Origin of the sequence: Candidatus Izemoplasma sp., from assembly GCA_036172455.1 — a bacterium.
Lineage (GTDB): Bacteria > Bacillota_I > Bacilli_A > Izemoplasmatales > Izemoplasmataceae > JAIPGF01.
The window spans coordinates 473,356-488,698 of sequence record JAXKVY010000002.1 but is presented as its reverse complement, the minus strand read 5'-3'; the positions used below and the strand labels follow the sequence as shown (position 1 = coordinate 488,698).

20 protein-coding genes are annotated in these 15,343 nt (G+C 35.0%); 16 read left to right on the top strand and 4 right to left on the bottom strand.

Going from position 1 to position 15,343, the window contains the following annotated elements:
- Positions 1-9 precede the first annotated feature (9 nt).
- The 11 genes from rplO to UMR38_05025 all read left to right on the top strand — a co-directional run bounded on the left by rplO (position 10) and on the right by UMR38_05025 (position 6,702).
- The gene (gene rplO, locus UMR38_05075) at positions 10-450 is read left to right on the top strand and encodes a 50S ribosomal protein L15 (GenBank protein MEC9485227.1); all 441 of its coding nucleotides are present in this window, start codon (positions 10-12) and stop codon (positions 448-450) included.
- The gene (gene secY, locus UMR38_05070; GenBank protein ID MEC9485226.1) at positions 451-1,764 is read left to right on the top strand and encodes a preprotein translocase subunit SecY; all 1,314 of its coding nucleotides are present in this window, start codon (positions 451-453) and stop codon (positions 1,762-1,764) included. It abuts the gene before it with no gap.
- Complete coding sequence (locus UMR38_05065) at positions 1,765-2,421, top strand: adenylate kinase (protein ID MEC9485225.1); 657 nt, start codon at positions 1,765-1,767, stop codon at positions 2,419-2,421. It begins immediately after the preceding gene.
- On the top strand, positions 2,421-3,170 hold the full coding sequence (gene map, locus UMR38_05060; protein ID MEC9485224.1) for a type I methionyl aminopeptidase: 750 nt from the start codon (positions 2,421-2,423) through the stop codon (positions 3,168-3,170). The genes UMR38_05065 and map overlap by 1 nt, the downstream gene beginning before the upstream one ends.
- A 10-nt stretch (positions 3,171-3,180) precedes the next feature.
- On the top strand, positions 3,181-3,408 hold the full coding sequence (gene infA, locus UMR38_05055; protein MEC9485223.1) for a translation initiation factor IF-1: 228 nt from the start codon (positions 3,181-3,183) through the stop codon (positions 3,406-3,408).
- 23 nt (positions 3,409-3,431) lie between these two features.
- Positions 3,432-3,545, top strand: a complete 114-nt coding sequence (gene rpmJ, locus UMR38_05050; protein ID MEC9485222.1) for a 50S ribosomal protein L36 — start codon at positions 3,432-3,434, stop codon at positions 3,543-3,545.
- Between the two features lie 17 nt (positions 3,546-3,562).
- On the top strand, positions 3,563-3,928 hold the full coding sequence (gene rpsM, locus UMR38_05045) for a 30S ribosomal protein S13 (protein MEC9485221.1): 366 nt from the start codon (positions 3,563-3,565) through the stop codon (positions 3,926-3,928).
- Between the two features lie 15 nt (positions 3,929-3,943).
- Complete coding sequence (rpsK, locus tag UMR38_05040; protein MEC9485220.1) at positions 3,944-4,345, top strand: 30S ribosomal protein S11; 402 nt, start codon at positions 3,944-3,946, stop codon at positions 4,343-4,345.
- A 28-nt stretch (positions 4,346-4,373) separates the two neighbouring features.
- Positions 4,374-5,333, top strand: coding sequence for a DNA-directed RNA polymerase subunit alpha (locus UMR38_05035; GenBank protein ID MEC9485219.1), 960 nt, complete (start codon positions 4,374-4,376; stop codon positions 5,331-5,333).
- A 12-nt stretch (positions 5,334-5,345) separates the two neighbouring features.
- The gene (gene rplQ, locus UMR38_05030; GenBank protein ID MEC9485218.1) at positions 5,346-5,708 is read left to right on the top strand and encodes a 50S ribosomal protein L17; all 363 of its coding nucleotides are present in this window, start codon (positions 5,346-5,348) and stop codon (positions 5,706-5,708) included.
- Between the two features lie 412 nt (positions 5,709-6,120).
- Positions 6,121-6,702, top strand: coding sequence for a hypothetical protein (locus UMR38_05025; GenBank protein ID MEC9485217.1), 582 nt, complete (start codon positions 6,121-6,123; stop codon positions 6,700-6,702).
- A 1-nt stretch (position 6,703) separates the two neighbouring features.
- Here UMR38_05025 and UMR38_05020 read toward each other — a convergent pair whose 3' ends face one another.
- Positions 6,704-7,444, bottom strand: coding sequence for a glycerophosphodiester phosphodiesterase family protein (locus UMR38_05020; protein ID MEC9485216.1), 741 nt, complete (start codon positions 7,442-7,444; stop codon positions 6,704-6,706).
- A 107-nt stretch (positions 7,445-7,551) separates the two neighbouring features.
- Between UMR38_05020 and UMR38_05015 the strand changes: the two genes are divergently transcribed.
- Both UMR38_05015 and UMR38_05010 read left to right on the top strand, forming a co-directional pair.
- On the top strand, positions 7,552-7,890 hold the full coding sequence (locus tag UMR38_05015; GenBank protein MEC9485215.1) for an encapsulin-associated ferritin-like protein: 339 nt from the start codon (positions 7,552-7,554) through the stop codon (positions 7,888-7,890).
- Positions 7,891-7,900: 10 nt separating this feature from the next.
- Positions 7,901-8,695 (top strand): family 1 encapsulin nanocompartment shell protein, encoded by a 795-nt coding sequence (locus UMR38_05010; GenBank protein ID MEC9485214.1) that lies wholly within the window; start codon positions 7,901-7,903, stop codon positions 8,693-8,695.
- Positions 8,696-8,759: 64 nt separating this feature from the next.
- On the opposite strand, the gene UMR38_05005 is transcribed toward UMR38_05010, so the two are convergent.
- Genes UMR38_05005 through UMR38_04995 form a run of 3 tightly spaced genes read right to left on the bottom strand, consistent with a single transcriptional unit; the run spans position 8,760 to position 11,243 of the window.
- Entirely contained in the window at positions 8,760-9,548 is a 789-nt protein-coding gene (locus UMR38_05005) for an ABC transporter permease subunit (protein ID MEC9485213.1), read from the bottom strand.
- Positions 9,549-9,558: 10 nt separating this feature from the next.
- Positions 9,559-10,359 (bottom strand): ABC transporter permease subunit, encoded by an 801-nt coding sequence (locus UMR38_05000; protein ID MEC9485212.1) that lies wholly within the window; start codon positions 10,357-10,359, stop codon positions 9,559-9,561.
- Between the two features lie 8 nt (positions 10,360-10,367).
- The gene (locus tag UMR38_04995; GenBank protein ID MEC9485211.1) at positions 10,368-11,243 is read right to left on the bottom strand and encodes an ABC transporter ATP-binding protein; all 876 of its coding nucleotides are present in this window, start codon (positions 11,241-11,243) and stop codon (positions 10,368-10,370) included.
- A gap of 255 nt (positions 11,244-11,498) precedes the next feature.
- On the opposite strand from UMR38_04995, the gene UMR38_04990 reads away from it, so the two are divergent.
- The 3 genes from UMR38_04990 to UMR38_04980 all read left to right on the top strand — a co-directional run bounded on the left by UMR38_04990 (position 11,499) and on the right by UMR38_04980 (position 15,222).
- A complete protein-coding gene (locus tag UMR38_04990) occupies positions 11,499-12,518 on the top strand; it encodes a LacI family DNA-binding transcriptional regulator (GenBank protein ID MEC9485210.1) in 1,020 nt (339 codons plus the stop codon).
- A 100-nt stretch (positions 12,519-12,618) separates the two neighbouring features.
- A complete protein-coding gene (locus UMR38_04985) occupies positions 12,619-13,599 on the top strand; it encodes a hypothetical protein (protein MEC9485209.1) in 981 nt (326 codons plus the stop codon).
- A gap of 3 nt (positions 13,600-13,602) precedes the next feature.
- Positions 13,603-15,222, top strand: coding sequence for a hypothetical protein (locus UMR38_04980; protein MEC9485208.1), 1,620 nt, complete (start codon positions 13,603-13,605; stop codon positions 15,220-15,222).
- The last annotated feature ends 121 nt before the right edge of the window (positions 15,223-15,343 follow it).

Below are 15,343 nucleotides of genomic sequence, written 5' to 3'. Positions count from 1 at the left end.
GGGAAAACCATGGATTTAAATAACTTAAGACCAACTCCTGGTTCAACAAATAACAGAAAACGTAAAGGTAGAGGTCCAGGAAGCGGTTTAGGTAAAACTGCTGGTCGCGGGACTAAAGGACAAAATTCACGCTCAGGAGGCGGAACTCGTCCAGGATTTGAAGGTGGGCAAACACCATTATTCAAACGCCTACGTAAAGTTGGATTCAACAATCACTTCCGTAAAGAATACGCAGTTGTGAACGTTAAAGAATTAAATGATTATAAAGAGGGTACTGTTATTACACCTGAATTATTACGTAATGATGGTATTATCAAACGCAACCTTGATGGACTTAAAGTTTTAGGTGACGGTGAATTAACTGTTAAACTAGAAGTCAAGGCAAACAAATTCAGTCAATCTGCGCAAGAAAAAATAGAAGCAGTTGGTGGAAGCGTCGAGGTGATTTAGATGCAGACTATAGTTGCGGCATTAAAAAATAAAGAAGTAATGAAAAAGATTTTATTTACGCTTTTTGCTTTTCTCATTTATAAGACAGCAACTTATATTCACATCCCCCTCGTTAACCCTGATATCATTAGTAGCTTTTTTGAACAAGCTGACAGTGGTATTCTAGGCATCGCGAATGCATTCACAGGTAATGCATTAAAGAATTACAGTATTATAGCCCTTGGTATTGGGCCTTACATTACCGCATCGATCGTTGTTCAGTTATTACAAATGGACATTGTGCCAATCTTAAAAGAATGGCAAGAAGAAGGCGAAACGGGTAAACGTAAAATCAACCAATTAACACGTTATTTAGCTATTGGATTAGCATTTATTCAAGCATTAGCTATGACATATGGTTTCCGTTTAACAGGAGACAGTATCTTTGATATTGGTGATTTCCAAGTTACCTTTGTTACCTACACTTACTTAGCGATTGTTATGACCGCTGGGACAGCATTCTTACTTTGGCTTTCTGATCAAATTACCATGTATGGTATTGGGAATGGAACCAGTATGATTATCGTTGCTGGGATCGTTAGTGGTATGCCAAGCATGATTTCGAGTTTAGTTGGCGAGTATGTTACAGCAGCAACTGCAAATGTTGAGTCTTACTTAATCTTTGCCTTAGTCTTATTTATTTATATTGCCGTAATCTTATTCGTTACCATAATGCAATCATCTTATAGAAAAGTACCAATTCAGTACTCAAATCGTCCAGCAGGACAACGTTTTAAAGGTAAAAACGAATCAAACATCCCATTAAAAATTAACTCTGCGGGTGTTATTCCAGTTATCTTTGCGGTTACTATTTTGAGTATTCCATCAACAATCTTAAACTTTATACCAGAATTAAATGCAACGCTCTTTGGAACTTGGATGAATGAACTCTTTACATATCAACGTCCACTTGGATATGTTGTGTATGTTGGACTTATTTTTATCTTTGCATTTTTCTATGCATTTGTTCAAATTAATCCAGAAAAAGTAGCGGATAACTTACAAAAACAACAAGCATATATTCCAGGTGTTAGACCTGGAGTTGATACTGAAAACTATATTTCTAAAACATTGTTTAGAATTACAATTATCGGAGCAACATACTTAGTATTTGTTGCGTCACTACCAATTTTTCTAGCGATGATCTTTGATCTTCCAGCTTATGTGCAAATTGGTGGAACAAGCTTATTGATTGTTGTAGGTGTGGCTATCGAAACTACAAAACAAATCAAAACCCAAGCGCAAGAGCAAACTTACTCAGGATTCATTAGATAGGTGTTTTCTCTGAAGATACTAGTAATGGGTCCTCCAGGTGCTGGGAAAGGTAGCCAATCAAAATTAATTAAAGAGAAGTATGATATGCCTAGTATCTCAACAGGACAGATGTTCAGAGATGCCTACAATGCTGGCGATTCCGTTGGTATTGAAGCAATGAAGTACATTAAGAATGGCAATTTAGTAAGTGATGACATCACCAACCAAGTTGTTCGTAAACGTCTCGAAAAAGAAGATGCAAAAAGTAGTTTTATACTAGATGGTTATCCACGGACAGTTAATCAAGCCGTTGCGCTAGATCAGATGTTAGATAAAATGGATACACAGCTTGATGCTGTAATCAATATTTTATCGAGTCATGATGTGTTATTTGAACGCATGGAGCATCGTCGTGTCTGTCGTAATTGTGGAGAAACCTATCACTTAAAGTTTAAACCACCGAAGACACCTGGTGTCTGTGATGAATGTGGTGGCGAACTTTACCAACGTCAAGATGATTCCCACGAATCAGTGCAAAATCGCCTTGAAATATATGAAACAAAAACAAAGCCATTACTTGATTACTATGAGGAAAAAGGTATCTTATACCATGTTAATGGTATGCAAGCCTTTGACCAAGTAACAGAAGATATTATGATGGTTTTGGAGGATTTATAATGGTTACGATTAAATCACCGCGTGAAATAGATATTATGAGAGAAGCTGGTAAAATTGTTGCGCTTGCCCATGAAGCGGTGAGTAAAATGATTCAACCAGGGATATCTACATTAGAGATAGATCAAGTGGTAGAACAGGTAGTTCGTGACCATGGTGCAACCCCATCCTTTAAAGGATATGGTGGGTTTCCGGGTAGTGCTTGTACAAGTGTTAACGAACAAGTGGTACATGGTATTCCAAATAAGCAAGTCATCCTTCAAGAAGGTGACATCATCAGTGTCGATATTGGTGCGTATTACAAAGGATATCACGGAGATAGTGCTTGGACATATGCAGTTGGTGACATTAGTGATGAGGCAAAACGTCTCATGGACGTAACAAAAGCATCATTATTTAAAGGATTAGAACAGGCTAAAGCAGGCAATCGATTATCAGATATCTCACATGCGATTCAAACATATGCTGAGAGACATGGATATAGTGTTGTGCGAGAATTTGTAGGACATGGACTCGGTAAAGAGTTACATGAAGATCCTCAAATACCAAACTTTGGACTTCCTGGCAAAGGAACCTTATTAAAACCAGGTATGACATTTGCGATAGAACCAATGATTAACATGGGTCGTAAAGAGGTTAAAGTACTAAAAGATAATTGGACTGCGGTTACAATAGATGGATCACTTAGTGCTCATTATGAGCATTCGATTGTGATTACCGAGGATAAACCTATTCTTTTAACAACGGTTTAAAGGAGGAATTATGGCTAAAGAAGAAAAAATTGAGTTTGAAGGTACTGTTGTCGAGGCATTACCAAATACAGAATTTTTGGTTGAGTTAGAGAACGGTCATAAAGTAAAAGCACACGTTTCTGGTAAAATCCGTATGTATTACATTCGCATTCTACCAGGCGACAAAGTCACGGTGGAAATGTCTCCGTACGATTTAACACGTGGGCGAATTACTTACCGTCATAAAAAGAGAAATTAGCGCTCCAAAGGAGGAAAATTATTATGAAAGTAAGACCAAGTGTAAAAAAAATGTGCGATAAATGTAAAATAATCAAGCGTAAAGGTAAAGTTATGGTTATTTGTGAAAATCCAAAGCACAAACAAAGACAAGGTTAATAGGAGGTGCACGATAAATGGCACGTATAGCAGGTGTTGATATCCCACGCGATAAGCGTATTGTTATTTCGTTAACATATGTTTATGGAATCGGAAAGTCAACTGCACAAGATATTTTAGCAAAAGCAGATGTAAATGAAAGTACAAGAACAAAAGATTTAACAGAAGACGAATTATCTCGTATTCGTAGTGAAGTCGAAACTGTAAAGGTTGAAGGTGACTTACGAAGAGAAGTTAATATGAATATTAAACGTTTAAAAGAAATTGGAAGTTATCGAGGAATGCGTCATCGTAAAGGGCTTCCTGTACGCGGACAAAAGACACGCAATAACGCACGGACAAGTAAAGGTCCAAAACGTACAGTAGCGAACAAGAAAAAATAAAGGAGGAAGACAATAATGGCACGTAAACAAGTTAAAAAAAGAGTTAAAAAGAAACGTCGTGTGAGAAAAAATATTCCTTCCGGAGTGGCACATATTCATTCGACTTTCAATAATACAATCATTACGATTACAGATCGAGATGGAAACGCAATTGCTTGGAGCAGTGCGGGTGCATTAGGATATAAAGGTAGTCGTAAATCAACACCATTTGCTGCACAGTTAGCATCAGAAGCATGCGCTAAAGCAGCTATGGATCACGGTGTAAAACGTGTTGAAGTTTCTGTTAAAGGTCCAGGTCCTGGACGTGAAGCAGCAATTCGTAGTTTACAAACTGCAGGATTAGACATTACTGCAATTAACGACGTTACACCAATTCCACACAACGGGTGTCGTCCACCAAAACGACCTCATAAATAAACCGTAGTAATCTAAAGGAGGGAATCTATTGAAAGATTTAAAATTCGAGAAACCAAATACATCGATCGAATTACTTGATGACGATAATACCTATGGAAAGTTCCTAATTACCCCACTTGAACGAGGGTATGGAATTACATTAGGAAACTCAATGCGTCGTATTCTTTTATCTTCTTTACCAGGTGCTGCGATTGTTAATGTAGAAATTGATGGTGTTGACCATGAATATTCGAGCATTGACGGTGTGGTTGAAGATGTAACAAGTATCGTATTGAATTTAAAAGAAGTTGTACTAAGTATTGATAATGACGATCCAGATGTAGAAAAACGATTGGAAATCTATGTTGACGGACCTCAAGTAGTTACTGCAAAAGATATTATTTGCGATAATGAAGTGAAGATCATCAATGAAGATCAACATATCGCAACCGTAAGCGCTGGGAAATTCCGTATGGTCATGACCGCAAGACGTGGGATTGGTTACGTTAGCGCTGATGAAAACAAACAATTTATCAATCGAAGCATGATTGGGGTTATTCCAATCGATAGTATTTATACACCAGTTACACGCGTTAATTATGATGTTAGCCCTGCGTCTAGTGGGGATGCTGGACATGATAAATTAATGCTTGAAATCTGGACTAATGGCGCTGTAACACCTCAACAAGCAATCGCTGTTGCATCTAAAATGATGATTGAACACTTGAATGTTATGGTTGAATTAAGTGAAAAAGTTAAAGAAGAAGAGTTTATGGTTGAACGTGAAGACGAACAAAACTCTCAAATCTTAGAAATGCAAATTGAAGATTTAGACTTATCAGTACGGTCATATAATTGCTTAAAACGTGCGGGTATCAACACTGTTGAAGAGTTAACTCAGAAAACAGAAGAAGATATGATGAAAGTACGTAACTTAGGTAAAAAATCGCTTAAAGAAGTGAAGACTAAACTAGATGAATTGAATCTATCACTTGCAAGACATACATAGGAGGTAGAATTCATGAGCGGATATCGAAAATTAAATCGTAGAAGTGATCAACGTAAAGCGATGCTTCGTGATTTAGTGACACAATTAATCATTCATGAACGCATCACAACAACTGCGACAAAAGCAAAAGAGTTAAAACGTCTAGCGGACAAAATGGTAACTCTTGGTAAGAAAAATACACTTGCATCACGCCGTCAAGCTGGTCAAACAGTAAGACCTATAGATGCTGGTGAAAATAAAAACGCACTACAAAAACTTTTTGATGATATCGCACCACGCTTCGCAGATCGCGATGGCGGATACACTCGCATTTATAAAATGGGACCTCGCCGTGGTGATTCAACAGAAATGGCAATCATTGAATTTGTTGACTAAATTAAAAAAGCTAACCTCGGTTAGCTTTTTTGTTATGTGCATGCAAATAACGAAATTATATTATAAATAATTGTGTTTAATTATAAATAATGTGATATAATAAAAAAGAATTCCCAATTAAGCGAACTCTTTTTTAGCGATTATGCTTGTCTACTTTTTTGATTTTTTCTCTGTGTTCTAAACGTGTTTGTTCAAAAATCATAACGTTTTCCATATGCGTAATGTACATGATTACTCCCCCTTTATTGGTAGTTTTTTTATCAAGCCAGAGGATATTATAACACGTTAAAAAAGAAAGTAAAGCACAATGATTAAAAAAAATAAAAAAAGTTTTTCTAGCTATTTTAAAGCCAAAAGGCACGATGTTTTATTCTTAAAAAAGACCCATTATACTATGAAAAGGGAGATTGTTATGACAACTATTCACAAGTTTGCTGTATTAATAGCCGCGAATTTAGTTACGCTACTCATTAAGATTTTTACAGGACCTGGATTGTGTGGATATACGATGTACAATGTGTTAAATTTACCTACTGGGTTACTGATTTTAATGTTGCTTAGTTCTTCGGTGTTTTACATATTAGTATTGATAGATTTTTCACACTATAAGATTATTCGAGTTACGATACCAGCTCTTTTAATCGTGATGATTTGTAATCAAATTGCACCTAACTCAACATCTTGGATTGTGTTTTTAGCATTTATGATTAGTTTAATTACATTTGTTTACTTGGGTATTTATGCGGCCACACACTATAATAATCGCTACATGCTTCAACCGCTTGTTGCGCTCGCAGGTTTTGTTTTCCTAAACAATATAGGATTTCATTTTTACTATATTTGGCCATTACAAGTCTTATTGGCTCAATACTTTGTCTTTTATCGTTTAATCTTACTTATCGTTATTTATATATTACAAGTTATAGCGTATTATAAAATTTCTGATATGCATGTTGCAAATACTCATAGAAAAACAATAGAGTATAACGAATAATTTATTCGTTATACTCTTTTTTTGGTTTGAAATGCTCAAATACAGCATTATCATAGTGATTTCTTACAAACGTTAAGTCCTCTTCGCTTCGGGCAGAAAATGATAGAATGGGTATACCTTTTTGTTTTAACCGATCCAACCGCTTACGCGGTAAATCTTCAAATCGATAATTAATAAAATCTGGTTTTGAGATACAATTAAAAGCCATATGCTTTAATAAAAAATACATTAATCCTCTCTTACCAGGAAATGTTTCTGCAATTTGTCCTCGAATGATGTTAGGCACTTTTTTCTTAAATTGATATATAACAAAAGGATCAAATGAATGTACGGCATATCGGATTTTTAATCCCTCTATTTCTTTTAAAAATACGTTAACAAGACGTCTAGCAGAACGGTAAGGTTTAAGTTCAATAAGATAAGAAGTATCTTGTGGTAAGCTTGTAAGAACATCTCTTAATGTACGAACCCGTTCACTTGTATCAAGTAGTGTTAGACGCTTAATATCGGACAATGTTTGCGTACGGACGTGAGCTTTTTTACCAGTCATACGAAATAATGATGCATCATGAAAAACAACCAATCGATTGTCCTTGGTTAAACGGACATCGCACTCAATATCATAGCCATGTGCGATTGCTTCTTCAAATGCGGCCATTGAATTCTCAGGAATATCTTTATCATTGTAAAGTCCGCGATGAGCAAAATACCCAGTTTTTATCCATGTCATGTCTTTTGTCATACGTTTCGCCTCTTTCAGATTTATTATAGCATATATAATCAAAAGGCTTTATTATTAGTACAAATATGTTATAATAATAATGTAAAATAAAAAAAGGAGGAATTACATTGGATCAATATCATGAACCTTATGAGGTATTAGATGAAAAGACGCGTGATTTAACACGTGCATTCAAAAGTTTAATTGAGGAGTTTGAAGCTGTGGATTGGTATAACCAACGCATGGCAGTAACAAGCGACGAGTCGTTAAAGAGCATATTGAAACATAATCGTGATGAAGAGTTAGAGCATGCTTGTATGGCATTAGAATATCTTCGTCGAAGAATTCCTGAACTAGATACTGAATTAAGAGAAAACTTATTTAAAGAAGGACCAATCGGTCATCATGAAGAAGGTGAAGAAGCAACAGAAGAAAAAGATTTAGCCGTTGGTTCTATGAAAGAGTAGGAGGAGACGTATGGATTTATTTAAACAAAGTTTAGCTCCCATTTCTGCGGAAGCATGGGCAGAAATTAATGAAACTGCTAGTGATGCGGTGAAAAATAATTTAACATCACGTAAAGCATTGTTTGTCAATGGACCGTTAGGACTTGAAAAAGAAAGCATCTCAATGGGACGATTGAATGTATGCAAGTCAGAAGGTAAAGTAGAGGCAGGGCTTTATGACGTAAAACCGCTGATTGAAACCCGTATTTATTTCAAACTGGATCGTTGGGAATTAGATAACATTGATCGTGGCGCAAAAGATGCTGATTTAGATGCATTAGAAGACGCAGCTAAAGAAATTGCTTTATTTGAAGAAAAGACTATTTATTATGGGAATAAAGATGCTCGCATCGATGGATTAGTTGATTTAGCAGAACATAAATTTGATATGAAACTGGATCCAGAAGCCTTATTTGATGCTATTTCTGAAGGTGTATTAGCACTTCAAGATAGTTTTGCTGAAGCACCTTATACTATGATTGTTGGTAAAAAAGTGTATAAAGCATTACAAAAAGCACACGGCGGACGCCTATTAATAGATCTAGTGAAAAATCTTATTGGCGGTGACGTTGTTTATTCTTCTGTTTTAGAAGGTGCCTTACTTGTTCCGTTTAATCATGAAGATTTAGAACTTGTTGTTGGTCAAGACTACAAAGTAGGCTTCAAATCGGCAACGGATAAAGAAGTTGAGTTATTCATTATGAATGCTTTCACGACACGCATTTCCGATGAAGCACTCATTGCCTATTTTAAACTGAAATCATAATACATAAAAAGTAATAAAAATGACAACTTAAAAGAAGTTGTCATTTTTTATTTGGACACTATTTCTACAGTGTAATATTTTTCTTGGGATAGTAGTAATACGTGTATCCTAAGGATAAACCGATCAGTAGTAAAGACAGAATCATATAACTGATTTTAAACTCTCCACTTACCATTAGACTTGCTCTAAAGTAATAAAAAGGGGTTAGGTAAGGAAGAAAATAGGCATTATCAAGATAGCCAATCAACATGTTTAGAATAAACGTACTAATGAGCAACGTTAAAAAGACACCATTGAGTACTTTTTCACGGGCGACAATAATACCTAGCATGAATGCAATACTGAAAAAGATTAGCTGTATGATAAGAACCCCTAGGCTCATATGAAACACAAAACTAATCAATTCAATTGTTGGGTTATATTGGTAAAAAATAGCTAGAATAGTAAAATGTAATAACATATTTAGTATGACAGTGAGTAAAACACCAGATAATAACTTTTGAGTTAATACAGTAGTTCTTTTTAATGGTAATGTCAATAAAAATTCACTTGTCTTTTTGTGTTCTTCTTTTGATAATATAGTTAAGCCTAATAACCCACTAAAGATTGTCAATGGAAGATAAATGTATATACTAAAAATGGCCAAGAAGCCTATTGCAGTGGTAAAGTTTAAATTCTCAACACCAAGCGCTTTGAAAAACGGTTCAAAGGCAACCATGGCCTCACGTATTGATTCGTCTCCTTGATAAACACTAAATTCAACGCTCGCAACAATCATGATAATGAATAGCGCAAAATACCATATTAAGAGTGATTTTAAACGTCGTTTAATTTCAAATATAAAAAGTGGCATGATATTCCTCCTAAACAGTATGGATATTACGTGTTAGATATAATTTAAAAGCAATGCCTATTGTAATCACAATCCAAAGCGTATTTAAAAGCATTGATATAATCGATAGCCCATTTACTAATACCTCGTTTGGATTGAAATATCCGTATGCTGTAAAATAGGATACGATATCAATCGACAGCATATCACCAAAAGAAGATATAATAAACAGGCCAAAACCAATACCCATTGCGTAACTAACCACATTATCAAATTTTGGGATAACTAAACTAACTAGTATACCTAATGATAAGAAGAAGAGTTGGAAAAAAAGTAAACTTGTCGTAAAGGTTAGTAATTTAGTGTAATCTACTGACTGACCTGAGCGAAACAACATGACACTTAGGATTGAACTTATATTTATTACAATATAAACAACGCCAAGGTGGAAACACGCCGCCCCTAATTTCTGGATAAATAATGACTGACGTGATATTGGTCGTGTCATCAAAAAATCAGCAGTTAACTCACGTTCTTCAATACTCAATATAGATAATCCTAAATAACTGGCATGTATTGCGATTGCGCCCATAATAAAACTTATCGTTAAGGCATAGTATCCAAGGATTGTATTAAAGGGAAGTGCAGAATCAAGCCCAAAGAAACTAAGAAATTCTCCTGGGAAGTTTTCGAGAATTGCATTCATTGCACTTGGGTCTGCGGCCATTGTAGGGAAAAAAGCCATATAAAGTAGCAGGCCAAAAACTAATCCAATACTCCAAAAAAGGGTAAATAACCATAATTTCTTTACTTCAAAACGTAGGACATTCATACGCTCACCTACTCATAGTAATGCATGAAGATTTCTTCAAGCGTAGGGTTTTCTATTAATACATCATCTAATGCTTTGTCATTTAATAAAGCCAACAGCTGATTCACTTTCCCATTAAATAAAAACGTAACCTGATGATCGATGATTTCCCAGTTTGAAATACCATCTAAATCATAGGGGTTATTAGGTAATTCGTTACCCATTAAAGTAATTTTTTTATATGTTTCTTTTTTAAGTTCTTGTATATCTTGTATGTCGATTATCTCTCCGTTTTTAATAATACCAACACGATTACATAATGCTTGAACCTCGCTTAAAATATGTGATGAAAATAAGATTGTTGCGCCTTCTTTATTTTCTTTCTTGATTAAATCAAAGAATTTTTGTTGCATCAAGGGATCTAATCCACTAGTAGGTTCATCTAAAATGATTAACTTCGGTTTATGCAATAAGCCTTGAACAATACCAACTTTCTTCTTATTACCAAAACTTAAATCACTTATTTTTCTTGTCAAGTCAAGTTCCATTAAAGAAGCTAGTTCTTCAATGCGGGATGTATAATCACCATCATAAAAACTCGCCGCATAATGGAGTAAATCTTTTACTTTCATATTCTCATAATAAAATATCTCACTGGGTAGATACCCAATAGCCTTGCGTAATTCAGGACCGTGTTCAATCGCATCTTTACCAAAAATATCAACACTACCACTTGTCGGGAACAAAAGCCCTAACATCGTTCTTAAGGTGGTGCTTTTGCCTGCTCCGTTAGGACCAATAAAACCAAAGATTTCGCCTTCTTTTACAGAAAAATCAATGTCTTTACAGCCACAGACATCACCATAGTATTTTGTGAGATTTTTAAAGTCAATTACAGTTTTCATTTAGACGACCTCCTTATCGTAATTATATCATTTAACTATAAACATATAAAGCACTCTTTTTTATTAATTTATTAGTTAAATTATGTTATAATTAACTCAAAGTAAGGTCCACATTGGTTATTAGTGAGAGGGGGACTTCATATGAGTATTATGGTTATAGGTGGAATTTTATTAATCATTTTGTTTATTGTTATTTTAGGAGCAATTATTGTAGGATTAGATAAAAAAGACGAAGAGTAGTATGGTGATTAGAGTATGAAAAAAACAATTTATGATATCGCAGAGGAATTGGGTGTCGCGCCCAGTACAGTGTCTAAAGCGTTAAATAATAGTGGTGGAATTAGTGAGCGGATGAAAAAGCGTGTGGTGGATTATGCAAATAAAGTAAGGTATTTTCCGAACAGTAACGCATCTAAATTGAAAACAAAAACCTCATATACTATTGGCGTGATTTATTCTGAAAACTTAGGGATTGGGCTTGAACACCATTATTTCTCAAGTATTCTACAAGCGTTTAAAGCATACGTAGAAAGAAGAGGTTATGAAATTTCATTTGTCATCACCAATCTTGGTAATAGAGAGATGACCTATTTAGAATATTGCGCACAAAAGAATATTGATGGCGTGTTTATTGTAACAAGTACCGCGACGAATCCCAATTTGAAAGAATTGATTGACTCCGATGTAGCCTGTATCACAACAGATTTGTATCACGACCATTTATATACGGTTATTAGTGATAATGAGTTGGGGGCTAAACTTGCTGTTGACCATTTTGTTGACTTGAATCATACTAAAATTGGTCATATCCGAGGAAGTAAATTCTCTATCGCAGGTAATGAGCGATATGAAGGATATCTTGATGCGATGCGTAGGCATGGCTTAAATATTGATAAGCGCTTCATTGTAACAGCGGATTATTATTCCTATGAATCGGGGTATCAAGCAGCCAGAAAATTAATGGCTTTAAACGCATTGCCTACAGCTATATTCTGTGCTAGTGACCAGATTGCATTAGGTGCTATGAAAGCTTTTCAAGAAGCGGGAATAAGAGTCCCACAAGATATCAGTATTATCGGCTTTGATGATATCGATTTTGTAAAGTATCTGTCACCAAAACTAACAACTATTAGGCAAGATACCAAGCAAATTGGAGAAACTGCTGCTAAAAAACTCCTAATAATGATTGATTCCGATAAAGAATTGGAAGAAATGCAGATAAAAATACCCGTTAAATTGATTGAAAGAGAATCGACAATAAAACAAGACAAATAAATTTGTCTTGTTTTTGATAGCCCTTTACAGAAATCGGTTTTTATAATATAATACAATGGATTAAACACCGTTTAATATTGATATAGATAGGAGATGAATTATGAATGCTAAATTAATACTAAACCATGATGGATCATTTCAAGTTAATAATGTTGACCAGTTAAGTTATACATACTTTCCACTTTGTAATGATTTAGGACTGAAGGGATCAATCACACCTTCTTTAAATGGAAGTTTAAACATTGATCAAAATAGTTTTTTCTTATTACCAACAAGTAATGAGGATTCACATAATTCATTTATGAACCGAAACGTTTATTTTCGTGTCAATGATGAGTTTACATGGAGTATCACTGGGAATACCCCAAAACAAATGTTAACACCTGATAAGGTGACATTAGAGGCAGATTTTTTAATCCATAAAATAACCCGCAAACAACAACTTTTTGATGCTGAGATTGAAAGTTTTATCGGAAAAGATGATACGGTTGAGTATCATAAAGTTATACTAACAAATACTTCTTCAAAACCATTAACCTTAAAACCAGTTTTAAATGTTCCAATGTATAGCCGAAGTGCTGATAATTTACGGGATCATCGTCATGTATCAGCATTACTTAACAAGTTAACCCTACACAAGACTGGCATGACAAATCAACCAACATTCTTGTTTGATGAGCGTGGTCATCATTTGAATCAAAATCGTTATGATATTCAGTATTTAACACATGATACTATTTTAAAAAATTATTGGCCTCTTTTAGAAGAGTTTATCGGTGAGGGACAGTCATTATTAACACCGAGTGTTGTAAAAAATGAACGGCAAAATACATATAAACCAGGGGACACATTTACTGGCTATGAGATGACAGGTGGATTTGAGTTTAATGAGATATCTGTTGAACCGAATGAATCATTTACACTATATTTTGCATTAGGCATCAACAGTAAGTTAAATCAGTCTTCGCTTACTGAAGAAATGTATGAAGAGCAAAAAGTTCAAGCTAAATTATATTGGACAAACTTAACTAACCAATTAGAAACTTCAATTCAAGACGATGCTTATTCTGCTTGGTTGTAATGGGTGACGATCCAACCAACATTAAGACGTTTATATGGTAACTCATTCCTTCCACATCACGACTATGGAAAAGGGGGGAGAGGTTGGCGTGATTTATGGCAAGATCAATTATCTTTAATTTTGATGGATGCTTCTAGTGTTCGAGAGGCCTTGATCAATAACTTTAATGGTGTACGTGTTGACGGGAGTAATGCAACAATTATTGGTGATGAGCCAGGCGAGTTTAAGTCAGATCGCAATAACATCCCACGCGTATGGATGGATCATGGAAGTTGGCCATTGTTAACAACAAAACTTTATGTTGATAAAACAGGTGATATAGATATCTTATTCGAAAATGTCTCCTATTTTGATGATGAGTTTACACACTATACAAAGAAGACCAAAAAAACAATTCGTAATGATATTAAAGGGACTATTTTAGAACATCTATTGGTCCAAAATATTATACCTTATTTCAATGTAGGTAAACATGGTAATATTCGTTTAGAAGATGCGGATTGGAATGACGGACTAGACATGGCTAGTGACAAAGGAGAATCAATTGCTTTTACAGCACTTTATGGAAGCAATCTTAAAACATTAGCAATGATTTTAAAACATCTTGAATCTTTAGGCCATGCAACGATAACATTATTCTCAGCACTTGATATCCTTTTACATGCAGCAAAAGTAGAAGGAGTACAAACTAAACAAGACATTTTAAGTCAATACTTTGATCGTGTAAGTACAGGTTCATTAGAAACAAAAACATACAATACACTAAAAGTAGCGAAACACTTAAATCAACTCGGAGAGGAGTTATTATCTCAAGTTAGGGAGAATGAATTCTTAGCCAATGAATCCGAGGGGTGGTTTAATGGATATTATGATAATAATGGATTACCACTTGATAATATATCAAACAAAGATATGACATTAACGCCACAAGTATTTGCAATTATGAGTGGGGCTGCGACTGATGAACAAATCGATCAAATTATACAAGCATCGGATAGGTATTTGTATGACCCAACTGTAGGGGGATACCGCTTAAATACCAACTTTGATGAAGTTAAAACCAACATGGGAAGACTCTTTGGCTTTGGGTTTGGACATAAAGAAAATGGCGCTATGTTCAGTCACATGGCTGTGATGTATGCCAATGCATTATATCAAAGAGGATATATTCAAGCAGGACGTAAAGTATTATCAACCATTTATAATTTCGTGAGCGACATCAGAAAAGCTAAGATGTACCCTGGCCTTCCAGAATATGTCGATGCACGTGGTCGTGGAATGTATCCATATTTAACAGGTTCAGCTAGTTGGTACTTATTGACCCTTGTTACCGAAATTTTTGGAATTAAAGGACGTTATGGTAGCCTTGTCTTAACGCCAAAACTTACTAAAGAAGAATTTTTGAATTGTCGTGCAAGTGTAAAGACTATGATTAATAATACCTCTGTTACCTTCATTTACCAAAATAAAGATCATCTTGATTACGGAGAATACCAAATTAAGAGTGTCGAGGGCGTAAATAAAGCATATGCTTTTGAACGAACCGAAAAAGGGGTTATCATTACTGAACCTATCCAAGATAATGTATTATCAATTGAACTTGAAAGATTAAACAATCAATAGTGTTCACTAGTCTTAGAGACTAATAATAATAAAGTTGTGATGGATCGGACACAACACTCTACTCTTATATTTTTGACCCGGTCATACGTTCATGCTAAATAAGGGTAGTGAACGATCAACT